General features: G+C 69.5%; 14 protein-coding genes and 1 pseudogene. 6 read left to right on the forward strand and 9 right to left on the reverse strand.

Annotation, left to right across the window (positions count from 1 at the left end):
- Positions 1-457 (reverse strand): annotated as a pseudogene (locus DMB66_RS11530) (IS5/IS1182 family transposase); the annotation flags it as partial.
- A gap of 587 nt (positions 458-1,044) precedes the next feature.
- Here DMB66_RS11530 and DMB66_RS11535 point away from each other — a divergent pair.
- A complete protein-coding gene (locus DMB66_RS11535) occupies positions 1,045-2,073 on the forward strand; it encodes an NUDIX domain-containing protein (protein ID WP_125804049.1) in 1,029 nt (342 codons plus the stop codon).
- Positions 2,074-2,193: 120 nt separating this feature from the next.
- Here the strand turns inward: DMB66_RS11535 and DMB66_RS11540 are convergent, their stop codons facing one another.
- A complete protein-coding gene (locus DMB66_RS11540) occupies positions 2,194-2,508 on the reverse strand; it encodes a hypothetical protein (RefSeq protein WP_125804050.1) in 315 nt (104 codons plus the stop codon).
- A 555-nt stretch (positions 2,509-3,063) separates the two neighbouring features.
- Between DMB66_RS11540 and DMB66_RS11550 the strand changes: the two genes are divergently transcribed.
- A complete protein-coding gene (locus DMB66_RS11550; RefSeq protein ID WP_125804052.1) occupies positions 3,064-3,693 on the forward strand; it encodes a hypothetical protein in 630 nt (209 codons plus the stop codon).
- 285 nt (positions 3,694-3,978) lie between these two features.
- Here DMB66_RS11550 and DMB66_RS11555 read toward each other — a convergent pair whose 3' ends face one another.
- The 3 genes from DMB66_RS11555 to DMB66_RS11565 form a co-directional block, all read right to left on the reverse strand.
- A complete protein-coding gene (locus DMB66_RS11555; RefSeq protein WP_158647214.1) occupies positions 3,979-5,148 on the reverse strand; it encodes a PQQ-binding-like beta-propeller repeat protein in 1,170 nt (389 codons plus the stop codon).
- 151 nt (positions 5,149-5,299) lie between these two features.
- On the reverse strand, positions 5,300-5,959 hold the full coding sequence (locus DMB66_RS11560; protein WP_125804054.1) for a response regulator transcription factor: 660 nt from the start codon (positions 5,957-5,959) through the stop codon (positions 5,300-5,302).
- A complete protein-coding gene (locus DMB66_RS11565) occupies positions 5,956-7,275 on the reverse strand; it encodes a sensor histidine kinase (protein ID WP_233624483.1) in 1,320 nt (439 codons plus the stop codon). The genes DMB66_RS11560 and DMB66_RS11565 overlap by 4 nt, the downstream gene beginning before the upstream one ends.
- Before the next feature lie 245 nt (positions 7,276-7,520).
- Between DMB66_RS11565 and DMB66_RS11570 the strand changes: the two genes are divergently transcribed.
- From DMB66_RS11570 to DMB66_RS11580, 3 genes are read left to right on the forward strand one after another with little or no spacing between them, the layout of a single operon-like run.
- Positions 7,521-8,210 carry an ABC transporter ATP-binding protein gene (locus tag DMB66_RS11570; protein ID WP_125804055.1) on the forward strand — a complete coding sequence of 230 codons (690 nt, stop codon included), beginning with the start codon at positions 7,521-7,523 and terminating at the stop codon, positions 8,208-8,210.
- Positions 8,207-10,588, forward strand: a complete 2,382-nt coding sequence (locus tag DMB66_RS11575) for an ABC transporter permease (RefSeq protein WP_125804056.1) — start codon at positions 8,207-8,209, stop codon at positions 10,586-10,588. The genes DMB66_RS11570 and DMB66_RS11575 overlap by 4 nt, the downstream gene beginning before the upstream one ends.
- Positions 10,589-10,611: 23 nt before the next feature.
- Positions 10,612-11,763 carry an alpha/beta hydrolase gene (locus DMB66_RS11580; RefSeq protein ID WP_125804057.1) on the forward strand — a complete coding sequence of 384 codons (1,152 nt, stop codon included), beginning with the start codon at positions 10,612-10,614 and terminating at the stop codon, positions 11,761-11,763.
- 55 nt (positions 11,764-11,818) lie between these two features.
- Here the strand turns inward: DMB66_RS11580 and DMB66_RS11585 are convergent, their stop codons facing one another.
- Genes DMB66_RS11585 through DMB66_RS11595 form a run of 3 tightly spaced genes read right to left on the reverse strand, consistent with a single transcriptional unit; the run spans position 11,819 to position 15,137 of the window.
- Positions 11,819-12,562: a succinate dehydrogenase/fumarate reductase iron-sulfur subunit gene (locus DMB66_RS11585; RefSeq protein ID WP_125804058.1), complete on the reverse strand. Its 744-nt coding sequence runs from the start codon at positions 12,560-12,562 to the stop codon at positions 11,819-11,821.
- Positions 12,562-14,490, reverse strand: a complete 1,929-nt coding sequence (locus tag DMB66_RS11590) for a fumarate reductase/succinate dehydrogenase flavoprotein subunit (protein ID WP_125804059.1) — start codon at positions 14,488-14,490, stop codon at positions 12,562-12,564. Before DMB66_RS11590 ends, DMB66_RS11585 begins: the two co-directional genes overlap by 1 nt.
- Before the next feature lie 2 nt (positions 14,491-14,492).
- The gene (locus tag DMB66_RS11595) at positions 14,493-15,137 is read right to left on the reverse strand and encodes a succinate dehydrogenase cytochrome b subunit (RefSeq protein WP_255440563.1); all 645 of its coding nucleotides are present in this window, start codon (positions 15,135-15,137) and stop codon (positions 14,493-14,495) included.
- A gap of 155 nt (positions 15,138-15,292) precedes the next feature.
- Here DMB66_RS11595 and DMB66_RS11600 point away from each other — a divergent pair, with 155 nt between their 5' ends.
- A complete protein-coding gene (locus DMB66_RS11600; protein ID WP_125804060.1) occupies positions 15,293-16,216 on the forward strand; it encodes a LysR family transcriptional regulator in 924 nt (307 codons plus the stop codon).
- A gap of 149 nt (positions 16,217-16,365) precedes the next feature.
- Here DMB66_RS11600 and DMB66_RS11605 read toward each other — a convergent pair whose 3' ends face one another.
- Positions 16,366-17,136, reverse strand: a complete 771-nt coding sequence (locus DMB66_RS11605) for an NAD(P)H-binding protein (RefSeq protein WP_125804061.1) — start codon at positions 17,134-17,136, stop codon at positions 16,366-16,368.
- Positions 17,137-17,183 lie beyond the last annotated feature (47 nt).

Here is a 17,183-nt window from a genome sequence, read left to right on the forward strand (position 1 = left end):
AGAGCGGCCAGCCGTCCGGAGCGGTGATGACCTGGACATTTCCGCCATGGTTGGCGTGCTTTCCTGACCACCAGAGATCGACGCCGGGAGTTGGGCCCGGGGTGCGGGACCGGTCGGTCTCGATCAGCGTGCCGTCGATGTTGACGTGCGCGTAGCCGGCCATTTTCGCGGCGAGCAGGACCGATGACAGGCCGGGTGCCTGGTCGGCGATCACGCTGAGGCCTTCGTGCAGATAGGCGTACCCGGTCGAACGGCTGACCTCGTTGTCGATGGCCAACTGGGTGATCCGGGTGCCGTCGAGCAGCCAGCGTAGGACCAGGATCGCCTGGCGGTAACAGCCCAGCGAACGGGTTCCGGCCCTGGTCCCGAGACGACGACGTTCAGCGTGCAGCAGAGCGGACACGAACACTACGGTGTCCTCGGATACGGGCAGGCTGGCGGTGTATGTGACACTCATGGTGGCGCAGGACCCCTGGTGTGAAGTGTTCCGTGAGAAGTCCACTTCCTACCGGGGTTCTGCGCTCTTTCGTGGCACCACAAGGGTTCCGGCGTGTCCCCCCTCGACAACAGACTCGCCACCCTGAGCACTCAGGCCGTTACTCGGAAAGCCTCAGTGGCCAAGTGGTGAGCAATTCGACTGATCGAGGCCAGTGCCGCTTGGCGTGCAAGGCGTCGCTTCCTGTCGTCGCCGGCAGCAAGTGAGGCCAGCCGTCTGGCAAGTTTGTACATCACAGGCCATTGGGCAACTGATCCGATTCTTCGATTGCTACGTCGCGGTGCATTAAAGGCAAAGCCAGTCTGACGCGGACTGATCGCTTGTAGCAATATGGGGGGTGACATGAATGACATGGCCAGTCCCCTTTACCATGCTGGCGGCGTTTGACTCGAACCGCGTGGTGACGGGGACTTGCCCGCGCGTCAGTCTGGCGTTCGAGCCCTCCATCTACTACCTTCCACCTTGGAGATTGTCTCTGCACAGCGGACGGATCGGGTTAATGCCACGTGGGAATTCGGCGCGACGAGATTGCGGGAAGCGAGGCCAGCATGGCGGAAGACAAGAACGTGCTAGCGATATTCGTCGACGTCCGCGGGTTTACCAAATGGGCTGAAGCAAACGAGGTATTCATCAATCTGGGCGCCTTTATCGAGGGGTTTCTTCAGATCCTTCACACAAGATTCCCTTCTCCGAAATACCAGATCAAGCCCCTGGGGGACGGGGCAATGCTCGTGTCGGAGATCAAGGAAGGTGCTTCTCCCGACGCCATCACGAGATTGTTGTCCCAACTTCTCACTACCGTCAAACGCGTAGAAGCAGACTTTAAAGGACATTGCCGTAGTTTTGCAGGCAGGGTGGGCCACACTGCCGACCTTACGCTCGGATGGGGCATTGTCCGCGGCAAAGTCATCAAGGTCGGCGATGATTGGGCGGGTCACAATTTAAATAAGTGCTCCCGCCTTTGCGGAGAAGCTAGACCGTTCGGGATTGTGATTGACCGCGATGACTTCCCGCAGCTGCCTCGAACCGCCACAGGTCTTGCGCCGCAGATCCGAAAGCTGCGCGGGGTGGGCGACGTGCCGGTGTGGGTCAGTGTTGAGATTGCGAGCCAGTTCATTACGCGGGAACGACTTCGCGAAACCCCGGAGGTTCACGTTGCAGGGACATGCTTCTATGAAGAGCGCCCCGGCGAGCTGATGCTGCTTTTCGCGCGTCGATCGTTGAGTCGGCGGCTGTTCCCCGGAAAGCTCGAAGGGTGCGGCGGACAGCTAGCAAACTCGGAAACCTTTGCAGAAGGAATTAGGCGACACTTCCGACAAGAATTTGGACTGGACGTCGACGTGCTTGCCGACATACACAACTTCTATGAGATACGAGAACCTAATGAGCCCGTAATTCCTGGCATTAGATTCCTCTGTCGAAGAGTGGGGAATAATCAACCTTGGTCCGCAAATCACTCCGAGGTGCAGTGGATATCCGAAGCGGAGTTCCGAAATATGCCTAGCGATGACTTTACGGGAGACCTAAAGCACAGTCTCATCTCCCTGTTAGATAAGTATAAAGCGGCGCGAAACTGACTCGCGAGAATATTCTCGCCTGATTTAGTCATGACCTCCGTCGTCCTCTCTTCTGCCGCAAGTCGCGCACCTTGGCGTTGGCGGAGGCACACCAACGCCGACGACCGGTGGTCCGGACTCCTACGAGCGCTGAACGAGCGCGCCTTCAGTGACGTTGAAGATCGTCCGACCATCTTGGTCCTCGAGGTGGAAGTGCAGGCGGACGCGGGCGGTCCGCTTGCCGTCCTGGTCCGGGGTCCAGTCGAGCAAGTCGCACGGGATTTCGATGCCCATCGGGAGGTCGGTTCCTGGTTCCAACCGATCATCGGCGTCGAAAATCGGGACCTTGTCGACGAGCATTGCGGCAGTGCCGTCCGACTCGGTGAGGCGCACCTGCACCCTTCCCGGCCACTCGTCGTCGACCCAACGGAGCACCTCGGCGTGGACGTAGTACATGCGGACATAATGAACGGTGGGGAGGAGCCCGACAAGCTGACGGGCGCCGCTCCGCGGCTTCCTCTTCTGCCGCTGTCATCGCACGAGGGCCGCAGCTGATCCGTCACTTTCTGTGCAAGGCTCGACTTCGAAAGAATTCCCTCCGCCGGGATGGTGTCGGCCGTGCCTCGACTACGGAATCCGTACCTCTTGGAGCCAGAGGCGGCGGCTGAAGCCGTCGCGCACGGACCGTTTGCTGGCCGCAACTGCCTTCACCTGTACTCCGGTGAATCCGAACGCGGTCGTCAAGGCGGCCAGAACCTCGCGAAGATCGGCGAGCTCACTGAGCACGTCATCGCGGCCGGCAGCCTTGAGTTCCTCAGCCCGCAGCGGCCCGGCGGCGTCCGGATCCGGCCGGCGACAGGGCAGATATCGATACCTTTCGCACTGCATTCTCAACCGGAGATCTCGCCACGCGGGTTGGCCATGTCGGGCGGACAAGTGCCCGGGATTACCCCGCATTGCGAAATTGATTCATAAAGGCTTGGCTTGTCGGGAGTAAGTACGATTTTTTTCGTGAAAACCGAGGTTACCGTGGCGATCGCCTCGGCGTTGATTGCGGCATTGGCCGTCACGGTGGCGACCTGGCAAGTTCTCGTCGCACGAATGCAGGCGAGGGTTCAGGAGGGTGCCGTCAGATCGGCTGAGACGCGCGCATCTGAAGAGCGGGAGCGACGTAAGCGGGCGCTCGTAGCCGATTGTGTCGACAATGGACGAGAGCTTGAGAGGGCCCTGCTCGGGTACTTCGGCGCCGCGCTCCAGCGATCTCCCCTGGTCTTGACGCCAGTGGCTGCGATGCTGGCTGGAGTCGCGTACTGGGCGATGCGCACGGAGTCCGAGGTCGACATCGATGATGTCCTCTTTCGGCCCATCGGTAAGCTTGGCAAGGATCTGTTTCCCGGTGGTCGGGAGGAGTTGGATCGGCTGCACCGGCGATATCAGGACGCCCGGCTGAGGTGTGGAGATCTGATCAAAGGGACAGCAACCGAAGTAGCCTTCTCAGCTCTCGACGGCACATTCGAAGCGCTCCTCGAGCAGCGCGACACGATACTCTTTCGCAAGAAGCACAGGGGTGAGATGAAGGCGAGCCTTGATTCAATTTCTCCTGCGCTGATCGAGATCCAGAAGTCGATGGGTGTTGGCTAGCGCGAGCTCAAAGACGCTGTAGTGACACAGCCTCGAGAACTCGTGGTTGCGCGCTCCGGCAGACTTGCCCAGGTGCTGGGATCCGCACCGCGACACCACGTCATCGACCCAGCATGACCTATGCGTACGGGTGGGGATCGGCGGCCCGGACGGATGCGCCGAGCTCGCCTCCGCGCATCGCGTCAAGCCGGGCGCCGTGGCCAGGATGCGAATCCACCGACATCGCCTGACCTCCCACCGCGCGGAACAGATCCGAATGAGCACGGTATCTGCCGGCAGCGATCGTCAGGGCGCGTACGCGGTCACCGTTGACCCGGTCCTGCCGTACAGCCGGCCGTTCGCCACCATCGGTGCGCCCTGCAATGCCGAGGTTTTCGCGTCGAGTTTGATCGGGCTGCCGGTGCGCGCCTCGAACGCCGACAACGGGTGACCGTTGTCCCGCCAGCCGTACACCACTCCGCCTCCGACCGCGAACATGATGGGGGCGTCCTCGGTGAAGGTGGCCGTCCAGGCCCTGCGGCCGTTGTGCGCGTCGATGGCGATCAGCTCGTGGGCGAAGCTGTGCAGGTAGAGCCGCTCGCCGTCAGTGGCGAATCCGGAGGTCGCGCCGTGGCTCGGGAATGTCCTGATAACCGCTCCCGTGGCCGCGCTGACGCTGCGGATTCGCTCGTCCGGCCCGCATCGCATGTAGAACGTCGCGCCGTCGGGGGACGCGCCGATCGGGGTGAAGCAACCCGCGTCGGCCGGCCACAGCGCTTTGCCCGTCGTGACATCGACCGCGGTTGTCGTGTCGTCGCCGACCACCAGGATCTTTCCGCCGGCGGCCACTGTCTCGCCGGCGATTGATCCCTGCCGTGCCCATACCGGCGAGCCGTCGGCGATGCGGTACGCCCGAATGCCGTACTTGCTGATCGCCGCGTCCCACACACCCCCGACCACGATGCCCTTGTCGACGAGCACGTTGTACATGGTTTCGGGGATCCGCTTGCTGTAGAGGACCTTGCCGGTGGTCACGTTGTGGGTGGTCAGGAAGGTCTTGCCGGATCGGCAGTCCCGGGATTGGGCGACGAGTCTGGTCCCCACGATCGCGGCGAGGCTGATGCTGGTCTTCTTGCTGGGTGCGGGTGTCCGCCAGGCCAGCGCGCCCGTGGTCGCGTCATAGCCGCTGATCCGGTACGACGCGGCGGTGACCAGCCGATTCGCGCCGACCAACGGCACGGCCGGGGCAGCACAGATCGCGTTCTCCAGCGGGACGTTCCAGCGCGGCTTCAGCCTGCCGGCGGCGGCGGGGGTCAGCCGGGTTTCGCCCGCGTTGTAATAGTCGCCGGTCGCGTGGGCCGCGGCCTGTCCCCAGCCGTCGGGAGCCGCCGCGGCGGCCGGAGCTGAGACGGGGACCTGGCCGGCGGTTGCGCTGATCGCGGCGACCACGGCGACCGCTAGGTAACGACGTTTCACAACAACTCCTCGGGACGGGACGGAAAGATCACCGTATGGAGGAATGTCGCGCCCAGACGCGGCCGGGCGGAGCGCTCACCCGGTCGAGCGACCCCCCGGTGGATCGGTTCCTCCGCCCCGATCGCCTCGAACTCCACCGTGGGCGGCGGAGTCAGGGATTGACCAGACCCGTCCGGTATGCGATGACGACGGCCTGGACCCTGTCCCGCAGCCCCAGCTTGGCCAGGATCCGGGCGACGTGGGTCTTCACCGTCGCCTCGGACAGGTGCAACCGGGCGGCCAGCTCGGCGTTGCTCAAGCCCTGCGCCAGCAGGCCGAGCACCTCCAGCTCGCGCGGGGTCAGGACGGTCAGGTCGCGGTGGGTGACGGGCACGTCGGCGTCGCGGTGGGCGAAGCGTTCGACCAGCCGGCGGGTGATCGCCGGCGCCAGCATCGCGTCGCCGTCGCGGACCAGCCGAACGGCGCTCACCAGATGCTCGGGGGTGACGTCCTTGAGCAGGAAGCCGCTGGCCCCGGCGGTCAACGCCGCGTACACGTAGTGGTCGAGGTCGAACGTCGTCAGCATGATGACCCGCGGCGCCTCGCCGGCGCCGGAGAGGATGTGCCGGGTGGCCGCCAGCCCGTCCATCTCGGGCATCCGGATGTCCATCAGGACCACGTCGGGCCGGTGCCGGCGGACCGCGTCGACGGCCTCGGCCCCGTTCGTCGCCTCGGCGACCACGTCGATGCCGTCGGCCGTCAGGATCATCCGGAAACCGGCGCGGACCAGCGCCTGGTCGTCCGCGACCACCACCCGCAGCGCTGTGGTCACGACGCCTCCACCGGGATCCGGGCCTGGACGCGGTATCCGCCGCTGAGCCGCGGTCCGGCCTGCAGGACTCCACCGTAGACGGCCAGCCGCTCGCGGAGGCCGATCAGCCCTCGCCCCGTGCCGGTGCCGGCCGAGGCGCCGGGCCGGCCGCCGGTGTCGGCGATCTCGACCCGCAGATGGTCATCGCCGTAGGCGAGGGTCACCCGCACCGACGCGCCGGCCGCGTGCTTGACGACGTTTGTCAGCGCCTCCTGCACCAGCCGGTACACCGTGAGCTCTATCCCGGACGGCAGCGGCATCCGCTGCCCGCTCCGGACCAGCTCGATCGGCACGCCGGTGTCGCGCATCCGCTGCACGAGCCCGTCGAGCCCGTCGAGACCCGGCTGCGGTGCCAGCTCCGCGTCGCCGGCCGGGTCTGGGCCCACGCCCTGCATGGTGAGCAGACCCATCACGTGGCGCAGCTCGGTCATCGCCGACCGGCCGCTGGCCTCGACCGCGAGCAGCGCCTCCCGGGCCTGGTCCGGCGCCGAGTCCATGATCTTGCGCGCCCCGCCGGCCTGGATCACCATCACGCTGACGTTGTGTGTCACCACGTCGTGCAGCTCCCGGGCGATCCGCGCCCGTTCGTGCTCGGTGGCCCGGCGCAGCGCCTCGGCCTGCTCGTGTTCCATCGCCGACATCCGCGCCTGGCCCTCGTCGGCGCGGTGCCGCCACCGGCGCAGGCCGTCGGCCGCGACGGCGATCGGCAGCAGGATCAGGAACGGCACGGCGCCGTCCGCCACCGAGCTGGCGTCCGACTGCAGCGTCACGTGCAGCATCGCCGCCACCGGCAGGCTCGCCAGCGCGGGCACCCGGTACGGGCTGAAGACCGCGGCGGTGTATCCGGCGATGACGCAGGCGAAGAACGACATCCGCAGCGCGGCCGGGTTTTCGTCCACCGCCACGGCCAGGACGAGCACGGTCCAGAGCACCCCGAGCGGATAACGGCGCCGGAACACCAGCGGCAGCACCACCAGCAGGAGCAGCGTGACCGTCGCGGCGGTGGACTGGTTGTTTTCGATCGGCAGGAACGGCGGCCATGGCGGCTCGCACGCCGCCGCCGGCCCGCCGCCGGCTCGCGCCGCCGGGCAGACCGCGCTCCATCGCTCGTCCTGTATGCCGCTGTCGCCCGCCTGGATCCCGACGAGACCGAGGCCCAGCGCCAGGACGGCGTCGAACACCCGGCTCCGAAGCGACAGCGGCGGCAGCGGGTCGGCCGGGCGGGTCAGCGCCCGTGCCCCGGCCCGCAGCCGGCCCAGCATCGCGCGTTCGGTCACCGACCCATTCTCGTCGCCGCGGCGGTGCGGCGGTATCCGCCTCGGGACCGGTGCGGGGTACCTCGCACGCCTACATCTCAAGGATGACGCCATCCCGGGCTCATCCCGATGCGGTACCGAAGATGCCTCCGACTGTCGATGTGTCCGGTGCGGGCGCGCACCTAGCGTCAACGCCGCTGAGCCAGCCCGCAGCGGAAAACCCATGCCAGTTCGCTACCTGACCCGACGAGACCGAGGAGACCACCATGACCGAGCCCTTGATCGAGCTGCGAGACGTGACCCGCCGCTACGACGACGGGCCCCCGGCGCTGCGGGAGCTGTCCTTGAGTGTGCGGCCGGGCGAGGCGGTGGCGATTCTCGGCCCGTCCGGCAGCGGCAAGTCCACGCTGCTCAACCTCATAGCCGGGCTGGACCGGCCGAGCAGCGGCACCGTCACGGTGGACGGGGTCTCGGTGGACCGGCTCGGCGAGGCCGCCTCGGCGCGGTACCGGCGGGCCCGGATCGGCCTGGTGTTCCAGTTCTTCAACCTGCTCGACGACCTGACCGTCGCCGACAACGTCATGCTGCCGGCCCAGCTCGCCGGGATGGCCCGCGGCGTCGCGCAGCGCCGCGCCGCCGAACTGCTCGGCGTGCTCGGCGTCGAACGGCACGCGTCCGCGTACCCGGGCCGGCTCTCCGGCGGGGAACGGCAGCGGGTCGCCGTGGCGCGCGCGTTGATGAACCGGCCGGCGCTGCTGCTGGCCGACGAACCGACCGGCGCGCTGGACACCGCCGCCGGCGAGGACGTCCAGCGGCTGCTCAGCGAGCTGCACGCCGACGGTCAGACGATCGTCCTGGTCACGCACGACCTGGCCCTCGCCGAGCGCTGCGCCACCCGTACCGTGCAGCTGCTCGACGGGCGCGTCGCCGCGGACACGATGGAGCCGGTCCGATGAGCACGCTGGGACGGGTGGTCCGCGCCGGAGCGGGTCGCCACCGGGTGCAGACCGTCGTGATCGCCATGGTGGTGCTGATCGCGGTGACCGCGGCCGTGCTCGGCGGCTCCCTGCTGCTCGCCTCGCGGGCGCCGTTCGACCGGGCCTTCGGCCAGCAGCAGGGCGCGCACCTGACCGCGCAGTTCGACCCGGCCAAGGCGACGGTGGCGGAGCTGACCGCGTCCGCGAGCGCCGCCGGGGTCAGCGCCGCGGCCGGGCCGTTCCCGACCACCCAGATCAGCGCCCAGAACGGCGGGCACCGGAGGCCACCGATGACGGTCGTCGGCCGATCCGGCCCGGACGGCCCGGTCGATCAGGTCAACCTGACCGAGGGGCGGTGGGCGACGGCCCCCGGCGAGCTGGTCCTGGCCGTGGACGGCCGCTTCCAGGGACCACCGATCAAGATCGGTACGGTGTGGACGCTGCCCGAGGAATCCGGCAGTCCCACCGTGACGGTCGTCGGCCTCGCCCGGTCGGTCAGCCGCACCGCCGATGCCTGGGTGACCCCAGCCCAGGTCACCGCCTGGACCGCGGGACAGGGCCCGGCCGGATACCAGATGCTCTACCGCCTCACCGCCGCCGACACCGCGGCGCAGGTCGACACGGCCAAGACGGCGGTCGCCGCGACCGTGCCGGCCGGCGCCCTCACCGGCGCGGTGTCCTGGCTCGTCACCCGGCAGGACGCCGTCGGGCAGACCGTGCTCCTGGTGCCGTTCCTGATCGCGTTCGGGGTGCTGGGTGTGGTGATGGCGGTGCTCATCATCGGCAACGTGATCGCGGGGGCGGTCAGCACCGGCACCTACCGGATCGGCATCCTCAAGGCGCTCGGCTTCACCCCGTCCCAGGTCGTCCGGGCCTACCTGGGCCAGGCGCTGATCCCCGCCGCGGTCGGCGCCGCGCTCGGTGTCGTCGCCGGGAACCTGCTGACCGTGCCGATCCTGGCGGAGACCAACCGGCTCTACGGCACGTCCGACACCGGCGTGTCGCTGTGGGTCGACGCGCTTGTGGCCGGCGGCGCACTCGTGGTGGTGGCGCTGACCGCCTGGGCCGCGGCGGCGCGGGCCGGCCGGTTGCGCAGTGTCGACGCGCTCGCCGTCGGCCGTACGCCCCGGCCCGGACGCGGACAGTGGGCCTCCCGGCTGACCGGCAGGGTCCGGTTGCCCCGGCCGATGACCCTCGGCCTCGCCCATCCCTTCGCCCGGCCGTTGCGCTCGGCCGGCATCGTCGCCGCGATCGCCTTCGGCACCGCCGCCGTGACGTTCGCCGTCGGTCTCGGCACGTCCCTGGGCCGGGTCCAGGAGGCCGAGGACATCGCCGACGTCCAGGTCGGCGCCATACCGCCGGCGATGAGCAGCCGGCCGGAGCCCGGCAGCCAGCCGCCGGCGGGTGTGCAACAGGTGTCGGGGCCGGGGGCCTTCGCCGATCCCGCGGCGGTCGTCGCGGCGATCACCGCGCAGGCCGGCACCGCCGCATACCTTGGCCAGGCCCGGACCGAGGTGACCGTCGCCGGGATCACCGGTGCGCTCACCACCGTCGCCATGACCGGCTCCGGCGGCGCCCACTACTACCGGATGGTCTCCGGCACCTGGTTGTCCGGACCGGGCGAGATCGTCGTCTCCACGCCGTTCCTGACCGCCGCCGGCAAGAAGGTCGGCGACACCGTCGTGCTGACCGACCACGGCACCGGCGTGCCCGTGCGGATCGTCGGGGAGGTCTTCAACACCGACGACAAGGGCATGCAGATCCTCACCGACCTCGCGACCCTCCGGGCCGCCGAGCCCGACCTGGCGCCGGAGACCTTCTTCGTCACCCTGCGGCCCGGGACCGACGCCCAGGCGTACGCGTCGGCGCTGAAGCCGGTATTGCAGCCGCTCGGCGCATGGGCGGACGCCCGCGAGGAGGGGACCGATGAGCTCGTGCTCATCATCAACGCACTGACCGCCCTGCTCAGCGTCATGCTGGTGGTCGTCGCCGGCCTGGGCGTGCTGAACGTCGTCGTCCTGGACACCCGCGAACGCGTGCACGACCTGGGCGTACACAAGGCCCTCGGGATGACGCCAAGGCAGACGACCGCGATGGTCATCTCCTCGGTCGTGGTCACCGGCCTGATCGGCGGCGCGGTCGGCGCGGCGGTCGGGGTGGTGCTGCAGCGCACGGTCCTCGGCGCCATGGGCAGCAGCGTGGGCTTCACCCTGCCCGGCTCGGTCGTCAACGTCTACCAGCCGGCCGAGCTGCTGCTGTTCGGCTTCGGTGGGCTGGTCATCGCGGTGGGCGGCGCGCTCCTGCCGGCCGGCTGGGCCGCCGGCACCCGCACGGTCACCGCGCTCCGCACCGAGTGACACCCCGTCGAGAGGAATGGACCATGACTCACTCCCTGCCCGTACGGCTGGCCCGCGCCGCCGTTGCGATCACCGCGGGATTGCTGGTGCTGGCGGCGAATCCCGCGCCGGCGCCGGCGACCACCGGCGACACCCTGCACCTGGCCCGGCCGACCGGCCGCCACGCGGTCGGCACCACCGCCGTCTACCTGAAGGACACGTCCCGCCCCGATCCGTGGGTGCCGGGCACCGCCGCCCGCGAGCTCATGGTCACCGTCTGGTACCCGACCGACGCACCGGGCCGGCGCCGCGCCCGGTACATGACCCCGGCGGAGTCCAAGCTGTACGTGCTGGGCAAACGGAACACCGAGCTGCCCCCGGAGATCCTGAGCACGGTGCGCACCAACGCGTACGTCGACGCGAAGCCGGCCGGCCGGGCACACAGCCTGCCACTGGTCGTGCTCTCGCCCGGCTACACGCAGCCCCGCGGCACACTGTCCAGCCTGGCGGAGGAGCTGGCCAGCCACGGCTACGTGGTGGTGGGGATCGACCACACCCACGAGACGTACGCGGTCACCTTCCCCGACGGCCGGATCGCCACCTGCGCCACGTGTGACCTCGTCGAGAACGACGCGTTCTTCCACAAGCTGTACGGGGTCCGGGCGGCCGACGTCTCCTTCGTGCTCGACCGGCTGACCGGCCCGCGCCCGGCGTGGCGGGGCAGCGGGCTGATCGACGCCACCCGGGTCGGCATGTCGGGTCACTCGGCCGGCGGCGCGAGCTCGATCGCCGCCATGGCCGCCGACCGCCGCATCGACGCGGGGATCGACATGGACGGCGCGACGCGGAGCATCGTCCCGGCTGGCGGCCTGTCCCGGCCGTTCATGTTCATCGGGGTGCCGGAGCACTCCCCGGGTGGCCACGACTCCTCTTGGGACGACGACTGGAGCCGGCTGACCGGCTGGAAGCGCTGGATGGTGGTGGCCGGCACGGTGCACTCGTCGTTCACCGACCTGGCGCTGTTCGCCGACCAGCTCGGCATCGACATCGGGGCGACCACCACCGGGCCGCGGGCGAACGAGATCACTCGCCGGTACCACCTGGCGATGTTCGATCTGCACCTGCGCCACCGGCCACAGCAACTGCTGGACCGGCCGTCGTCCCGCTACCCGGAGGTCACCTTCGCCGCGCGGTAGCCGGGCGGCCCGGCGCGATGTCTCCACGCGCGTCGGGCCGGCCGGGTCCGCCGGGCTATCGCTTGCCGATGGCCTTGCGGTAGTCGTTGTTGAGGCGGCCGATCAGGGTCAGCGGGATCCCCTTCGGGCAGACCGTCGTGCACTCGCCCATGTTGGTGCAGCCGCCGAAGCCCGCGTCGTCCTGGGCCTGCAGCATGTCCACCACCCGGCTGTCGCGTTCCGGCTGGCCCTGGGGGAGCAGGCCCAGGTGCGCCACCTTCGCCGCGGTGAACAGCATCGACGAGCCGTTCGGGCAGGCCGCCACGCACGCGCCGCAGCCGATGCAGGTGGCCGCCTCGAAGGCCGCGTCGGCGTCCAGCTTGGGGACCGGGGTGGCGTGCGCGTCCGGGGCGGTGCCCGTCGGCGCCGTGATGTAGCCGCCGGCCTGGATGATCGTGTCGAACGAGCCGCGGTCGACCACCAGGTCCTTGACCACCGGGAAGGCGGCCGCGCGCCACGGCTCGACGTCGATCGTGTCGCCGTCGGAGAAGTGCCGCATGTGGAGCTGGCAGGTCGTCGTCGCGCGCTCGGGGCCGTGCGCCACGCCGTTGATCATCATGCCGCACATGCCGCAGATGCCCTCGCGGCAGTCGTGGTCGAACGCCACCGGGTCGTCGCCGTCGAGAATGAGCTTCTCGTTCAGGACGTCGAGCATCTCCAGGAAGCTGGCGTCCGGGGAGATGTCCTTGACGTCATAGGTGACCATCTTCCCGGCGGAGGACGGGCCCTGCTGGCGCCACACGCGTACCTGGATGTCCATTACTTGTAGCTCCGAGTGCTCGGGTGAACGTATTCGAAGTCGAGCTTTTCCTTGTGCAGCGTCGGCGTCTCGCCGAACTCCCAGGCGGCGACGTAGCCGAACTCGTCGTCGTGGCGCATGGCCTCGCCGTCGGGGGTCTGGCTCTCGGCGCGGAAGTGGCCGCCGGCCGACTCGGCGCGGTGCAGCGCGTCGATGCACATGAGCTCGCCCAGTTCGAAGAAGTCGGCGACCCGGCCGGCCTTCTCCAGGTTCTGGTTGAGCTCCGCGCCGGTGCCGGGCACCTTGACCCTGGTCCAGAACTCGTCGCGCAGGCCGCGGATGAGGCTGATCGCCTTGGTCAGGCCCTCCTCGGTGCGTTCCATGCCGCAGTACTCCCACATGATGTGGCCGAGCTCGCGGTGGAAGGAGTCGACCGTGCGGTCGCCGTTGACGCTCAGCAGCTTGTCGAGGCGGTCGGTGACCTGCTTGCGCGCGGCGACGACCTGCTCGTGGTCCGGGGAGATCTTCTCGAACGGGCCCGCGGCCAGGTAGTTGTTGAGCGTGTTCGGCAGCACGAAGTAGCCGTCCGCCAGGCCCTGCATCAGCGCGGACGCGCCGAGCCGGTTGGCGCCGTGGTCGGAGAAGTTCGCCTCACCGATCACGAACAGGCCGGGGATGGTGGACTGCAGGTCGTAGTCGACCCAGAGGCCACCCATCGTGTAGTGCACCGCCGGGTAGATGCGCATCGGCACCTCGTACGGGTCCTCGCCGGTGATGCGCTGATACATCTCGAAGAGGTTGCCGTACTTGGCCTCGACGGCGGGCTTGCCCAGCCGGCTGATCGCGTCCGCGAAGTCCAGGTAGACGCCGAGCCCGCCGGGGCCGACGCCGCGGCCCTCGTCGCAGACGTTCTTCGCCGCGCGGGAGGCGATGTCGCGGGGGACCAGGTTGCCGAACGAGGGGTAGATCCGCTCCAGGTAGTAGTCGCGGTCCTCCTCGGGAACGTCGCCCGGCGCCCGCTTGTCGTCGCCGCGTTTCGGCACCCAGACCCGGCCGTCGTTGCGCAGCGACTCGCTCATCAGGGTGAGCTTGCTCTGGTGCGCGCCGGACTCGGGGATGCACGTCGGGTGGATCTGCGTGTAGCAGGGGTTGGCGAACAGGGCGCCCTTGCGGTGCGCGCGCCAGCCCGCCGTGACGTTGCAGCCCTTGGCGTTGGTGGAGAGGAAGAAGACGTTGCCGTAGCCGCCCGAGGCCAGCACGACGGCGTCCGCCAGGTCGGTGGTGATCTCGCCGGTGACCAGGTCGCGGACCACGACGCCGCGGGCCTTGCCGTCGACGACGACGAGCTCCAGCATCTCGTGCCGGGCGAACATCTCGATGTTGCCGAGCCCGATCTGCCGCTCCATCGCCTGGTACGCGCCCAGCAGCAGCTGCTGACCCGTCTGGCCCCGGGCGTAGAACGTGCGGGACACCTGGGTGCCGCCGAACGAGCGGTTGTCGAGCAGGCCGCCGTACTCGCGGGCGAACGGCACGCCCTGCGCCACGCACTGGTCGATGATGTTCACGCTGACCTCGGCGAGCCGGTACACGTTGGACTCGCGGGCGCGGAAGTCGCCGCCCTTGACCGTGTCGTAGAACAGCCGGTAGACCGAGTCGCCGTCGTTGCGGTAGTTCTTGGCGGCGTTGATGCCACCCTGCGCGGCGATCGAGTGCGCGCGCCGGGGGCTGTCCTGGTAGCAGTACGAGCGGACCCGGTAGCCGGCCTCCGCCAGCGTCGCCGCCGCCGAGCCGCCGGCCAGGCCGGTGCCGACCACGATGACGGAGAGCTTGCGGCGGTTGGCCGGGTTGACCAGCTTCGCGGAGAACTTGCGGCGCTCCCAGCGGGTCTCGATCGGCCCGTCCGGCGCGGCCTGGTCGGCGATGTCCTCGCCGTCGATCCAGAACGACATGGTCAGTCCACCAATCCGGTGAGTACGGCGAACGGCACCGACAGGTAGCCGACCACCAGGACGACGGAAAGCAGCAGCGCGGCGCCGCGGGCGAGGCGCTCACCGCGGGCGGTGCGCTGACCCAGCGTGCGGGCCGCGCTGAACAGGCCGTGCCGCAGGTGGAAGCCGACGGCCACGATGGACAGCACGTAGAACAAGGTCACGTACCACTGCTCGGCCTTGAAGTCGGCGATGACCCGCGCGGACGGATCCGAGCCGGCCGGGGCCGGGTTCAGCGTGCCGGTGGTCAGGTCGAGCAGGTGGTAGATCACGAAGAGCACGATGATGACGCCGCCCCAGCGCATCGTGCGGGCCGCGTAGCTGCCCTGCACCTTGGGCCGGTGGACGTACTTCACCGGCCGGGCCTTCTTGGCGCGGCGGGTCAGGATCACGGCCGCGACGATGTGCCCGACGACGGCGACGACCAGGCCGAAGCGCATGATCCACAGGAACCAGCCGTGCGGGAGCAGCGGCTCGGCGATGGTGCGCAGCCAGTGCGCGTAGTGGTCGAACGCCTCGGCGCCGAAGAAGATCTTCAGGTTGCCGATCATGTGGGCGTACAGGAAGCCCACGAGCAGCAGCCCGGTGACCGCCATGAGGATCTTCAACGCGAGCGAGGAGCGCGCGCCGCGGCGCGGCGCGGGCCTGACCGTCGCCCGCGGAGCTCTGGGAGTGCTGATGTCTACCGCCACACCCTGAACGCTAGGAAGCTCCGGGCGATTCGTCTAATGCATGATCGTCTGGGTAATCATAGACGTAGGCTATGGAGGTGCAGCTCCAACAGCTCAGATACTTCGTAAAAGTGGCAGAAATGCGGCACTTCACCCAGGCGGCCGACTCGCTGAATGTCTCTCAGCCAACTTTAAGTAAGCAGATTCACACCCTCGAAGAGACGCTCGGCGCCCCCCTCTTCGAGCGCGTGCGGGGCGCGGTCGCCCTCACCGCCGCCGGCGACACCCTGCTGCCCCTGGCGCGCCGGATGGTCGCCGACGCGGACGCCGCCCGCGACGCGGTTCAGGAGATCGTCGGGCTGCGCCGGGGCCGGGTCCGGGTCGGCGCCACCCCCAGCCTCTGCTCGTCGCTGGTCCCGATGGTGCTGCGCCGGTTCCGCACCGAGCACCCGGACATCGAGCTGCACGTCAACGAGGGCAGCTCGCAGGACCTGATCACCGACCTGCTGGCCCGCGACCTCGACCTGGCGCTGATCGTCCACCCGGAACACGGCGTCGACGCGTCCCTGCACGCCGCACCGGTGCTGCGCGAGAGCCTGGTCGTCGCGTCGGTCGCCACCGGCCCGCCGCCGACGGCCAACCCGCAGCTCGCCCTGACCGAGCTGCGGGACACCCCGCTGGTGATGTTCCGGCCCGGCTACGACCTGCGCGACGTCACCCTGGAGGCGTGCCGGCGGGCGGGCTTCACCCCGCGCTTCGCGGTCGAGGGCGGCGAGATGGACGCCGTGCTGGCGTTCGTCGAGGCCGGGCTCGGGGTGGCGCTGGTGCCCAGCATGGTGCTGGTCAACCGGCCGCTGCTGCGGGCGACGCCGCTGGCCCCGCCCGGGATGCGCCGCACGATCGCGCTGGCGCACCGACGCCGGGCGGTGCTGCCGCACGCGGCGGAGGCGCTGCGCGCGACGCTGCTCGACCACATCGCGACGGGCGAGCTGCCGTTCGGCGTCCAGCCGCTCTGAGCGGGGCCCGGCCGGCTCTCGCGCCGGCCGGGCGGTCGGCTTTCGTGCCGGCTGGGTGGTCGGCTTTCGTGCCAGCGCGGTGGCCCGCTTTTGCGTCGGCCCGGCGGCCGGGTTGGCGCCGCGGCGTGCCGCGGAAGGTCGGTGGTGGGTCAGCGGAAGGCCTCGGCGTGGTCGGCGGCCCAGTCGGCGAAGGTCCGGGCCGGCCGGTCGAGCAGGTCGGCCACGGTCGTCGAGGACGGTCCCGGGGCGAGCGCATAGTCGGCCAGCGAGCCCAGCAGCCGGTCGGGGATCTCCGCCGGCAGGCCGGCGGCGAGCATGCCTTGGCGCACCTGCTCCGGCGCGAGCTCCGCGAAGGTCAGCTCGCGGCCGGTGGCCCGGCCGATCGCCTGGACCTTGCCGGCCTGGGTGAGTGGTTGCGGCCCGGTGAGCAGGTACGTCCGCCCGGCGTGCACGGGCTCGAGCAGCGCCCGTACGGCCACCGCGGCGACGTCACGCTCGTCGACGGTCGAGGTGACGGCCTGCGGGTACGCGCCCCGCACGACCCCCGTCCCCCGGATCTGCGGCGCCCAGGCCAGCGCGTTCGCGGCGAAGTCGGTGCAGCGCAGGATCGTCCACTCCAGACCCGACCGCTGCGCCGCCTGCTCCGCCGCGCGGAACTCCGCGATGAAGCGGGGGTCGCCGGCCGGGTGGGCCACAGTGGCTGCCGACAGCACCACCACCCGCTTGGCGCCGCGCTCGGCCGCCCGGGCCAGCAGCTCCGGGGTGGCGGCCCGCGGGCTGTAGAGGACCGCCTCGACGTGCGCGAGCGCCTCCAGCGGCGTGTTGCGGGCCGGGTCCCGGGACACCCCTGCCCCGCGGTCGCCCAGCAGCCGCATCGCCTCGCGGCCGACGTTCCCGGTGGCTCCCGTGATCAGCATCATGACAAGCTCCTCAGTTTGCTCGACAGCCGTACGATATGAATCTCATA

The sequence above is a fragment of the Actinoplanes sp. ATCC 53533 genome, assembly GCF_003947245.1.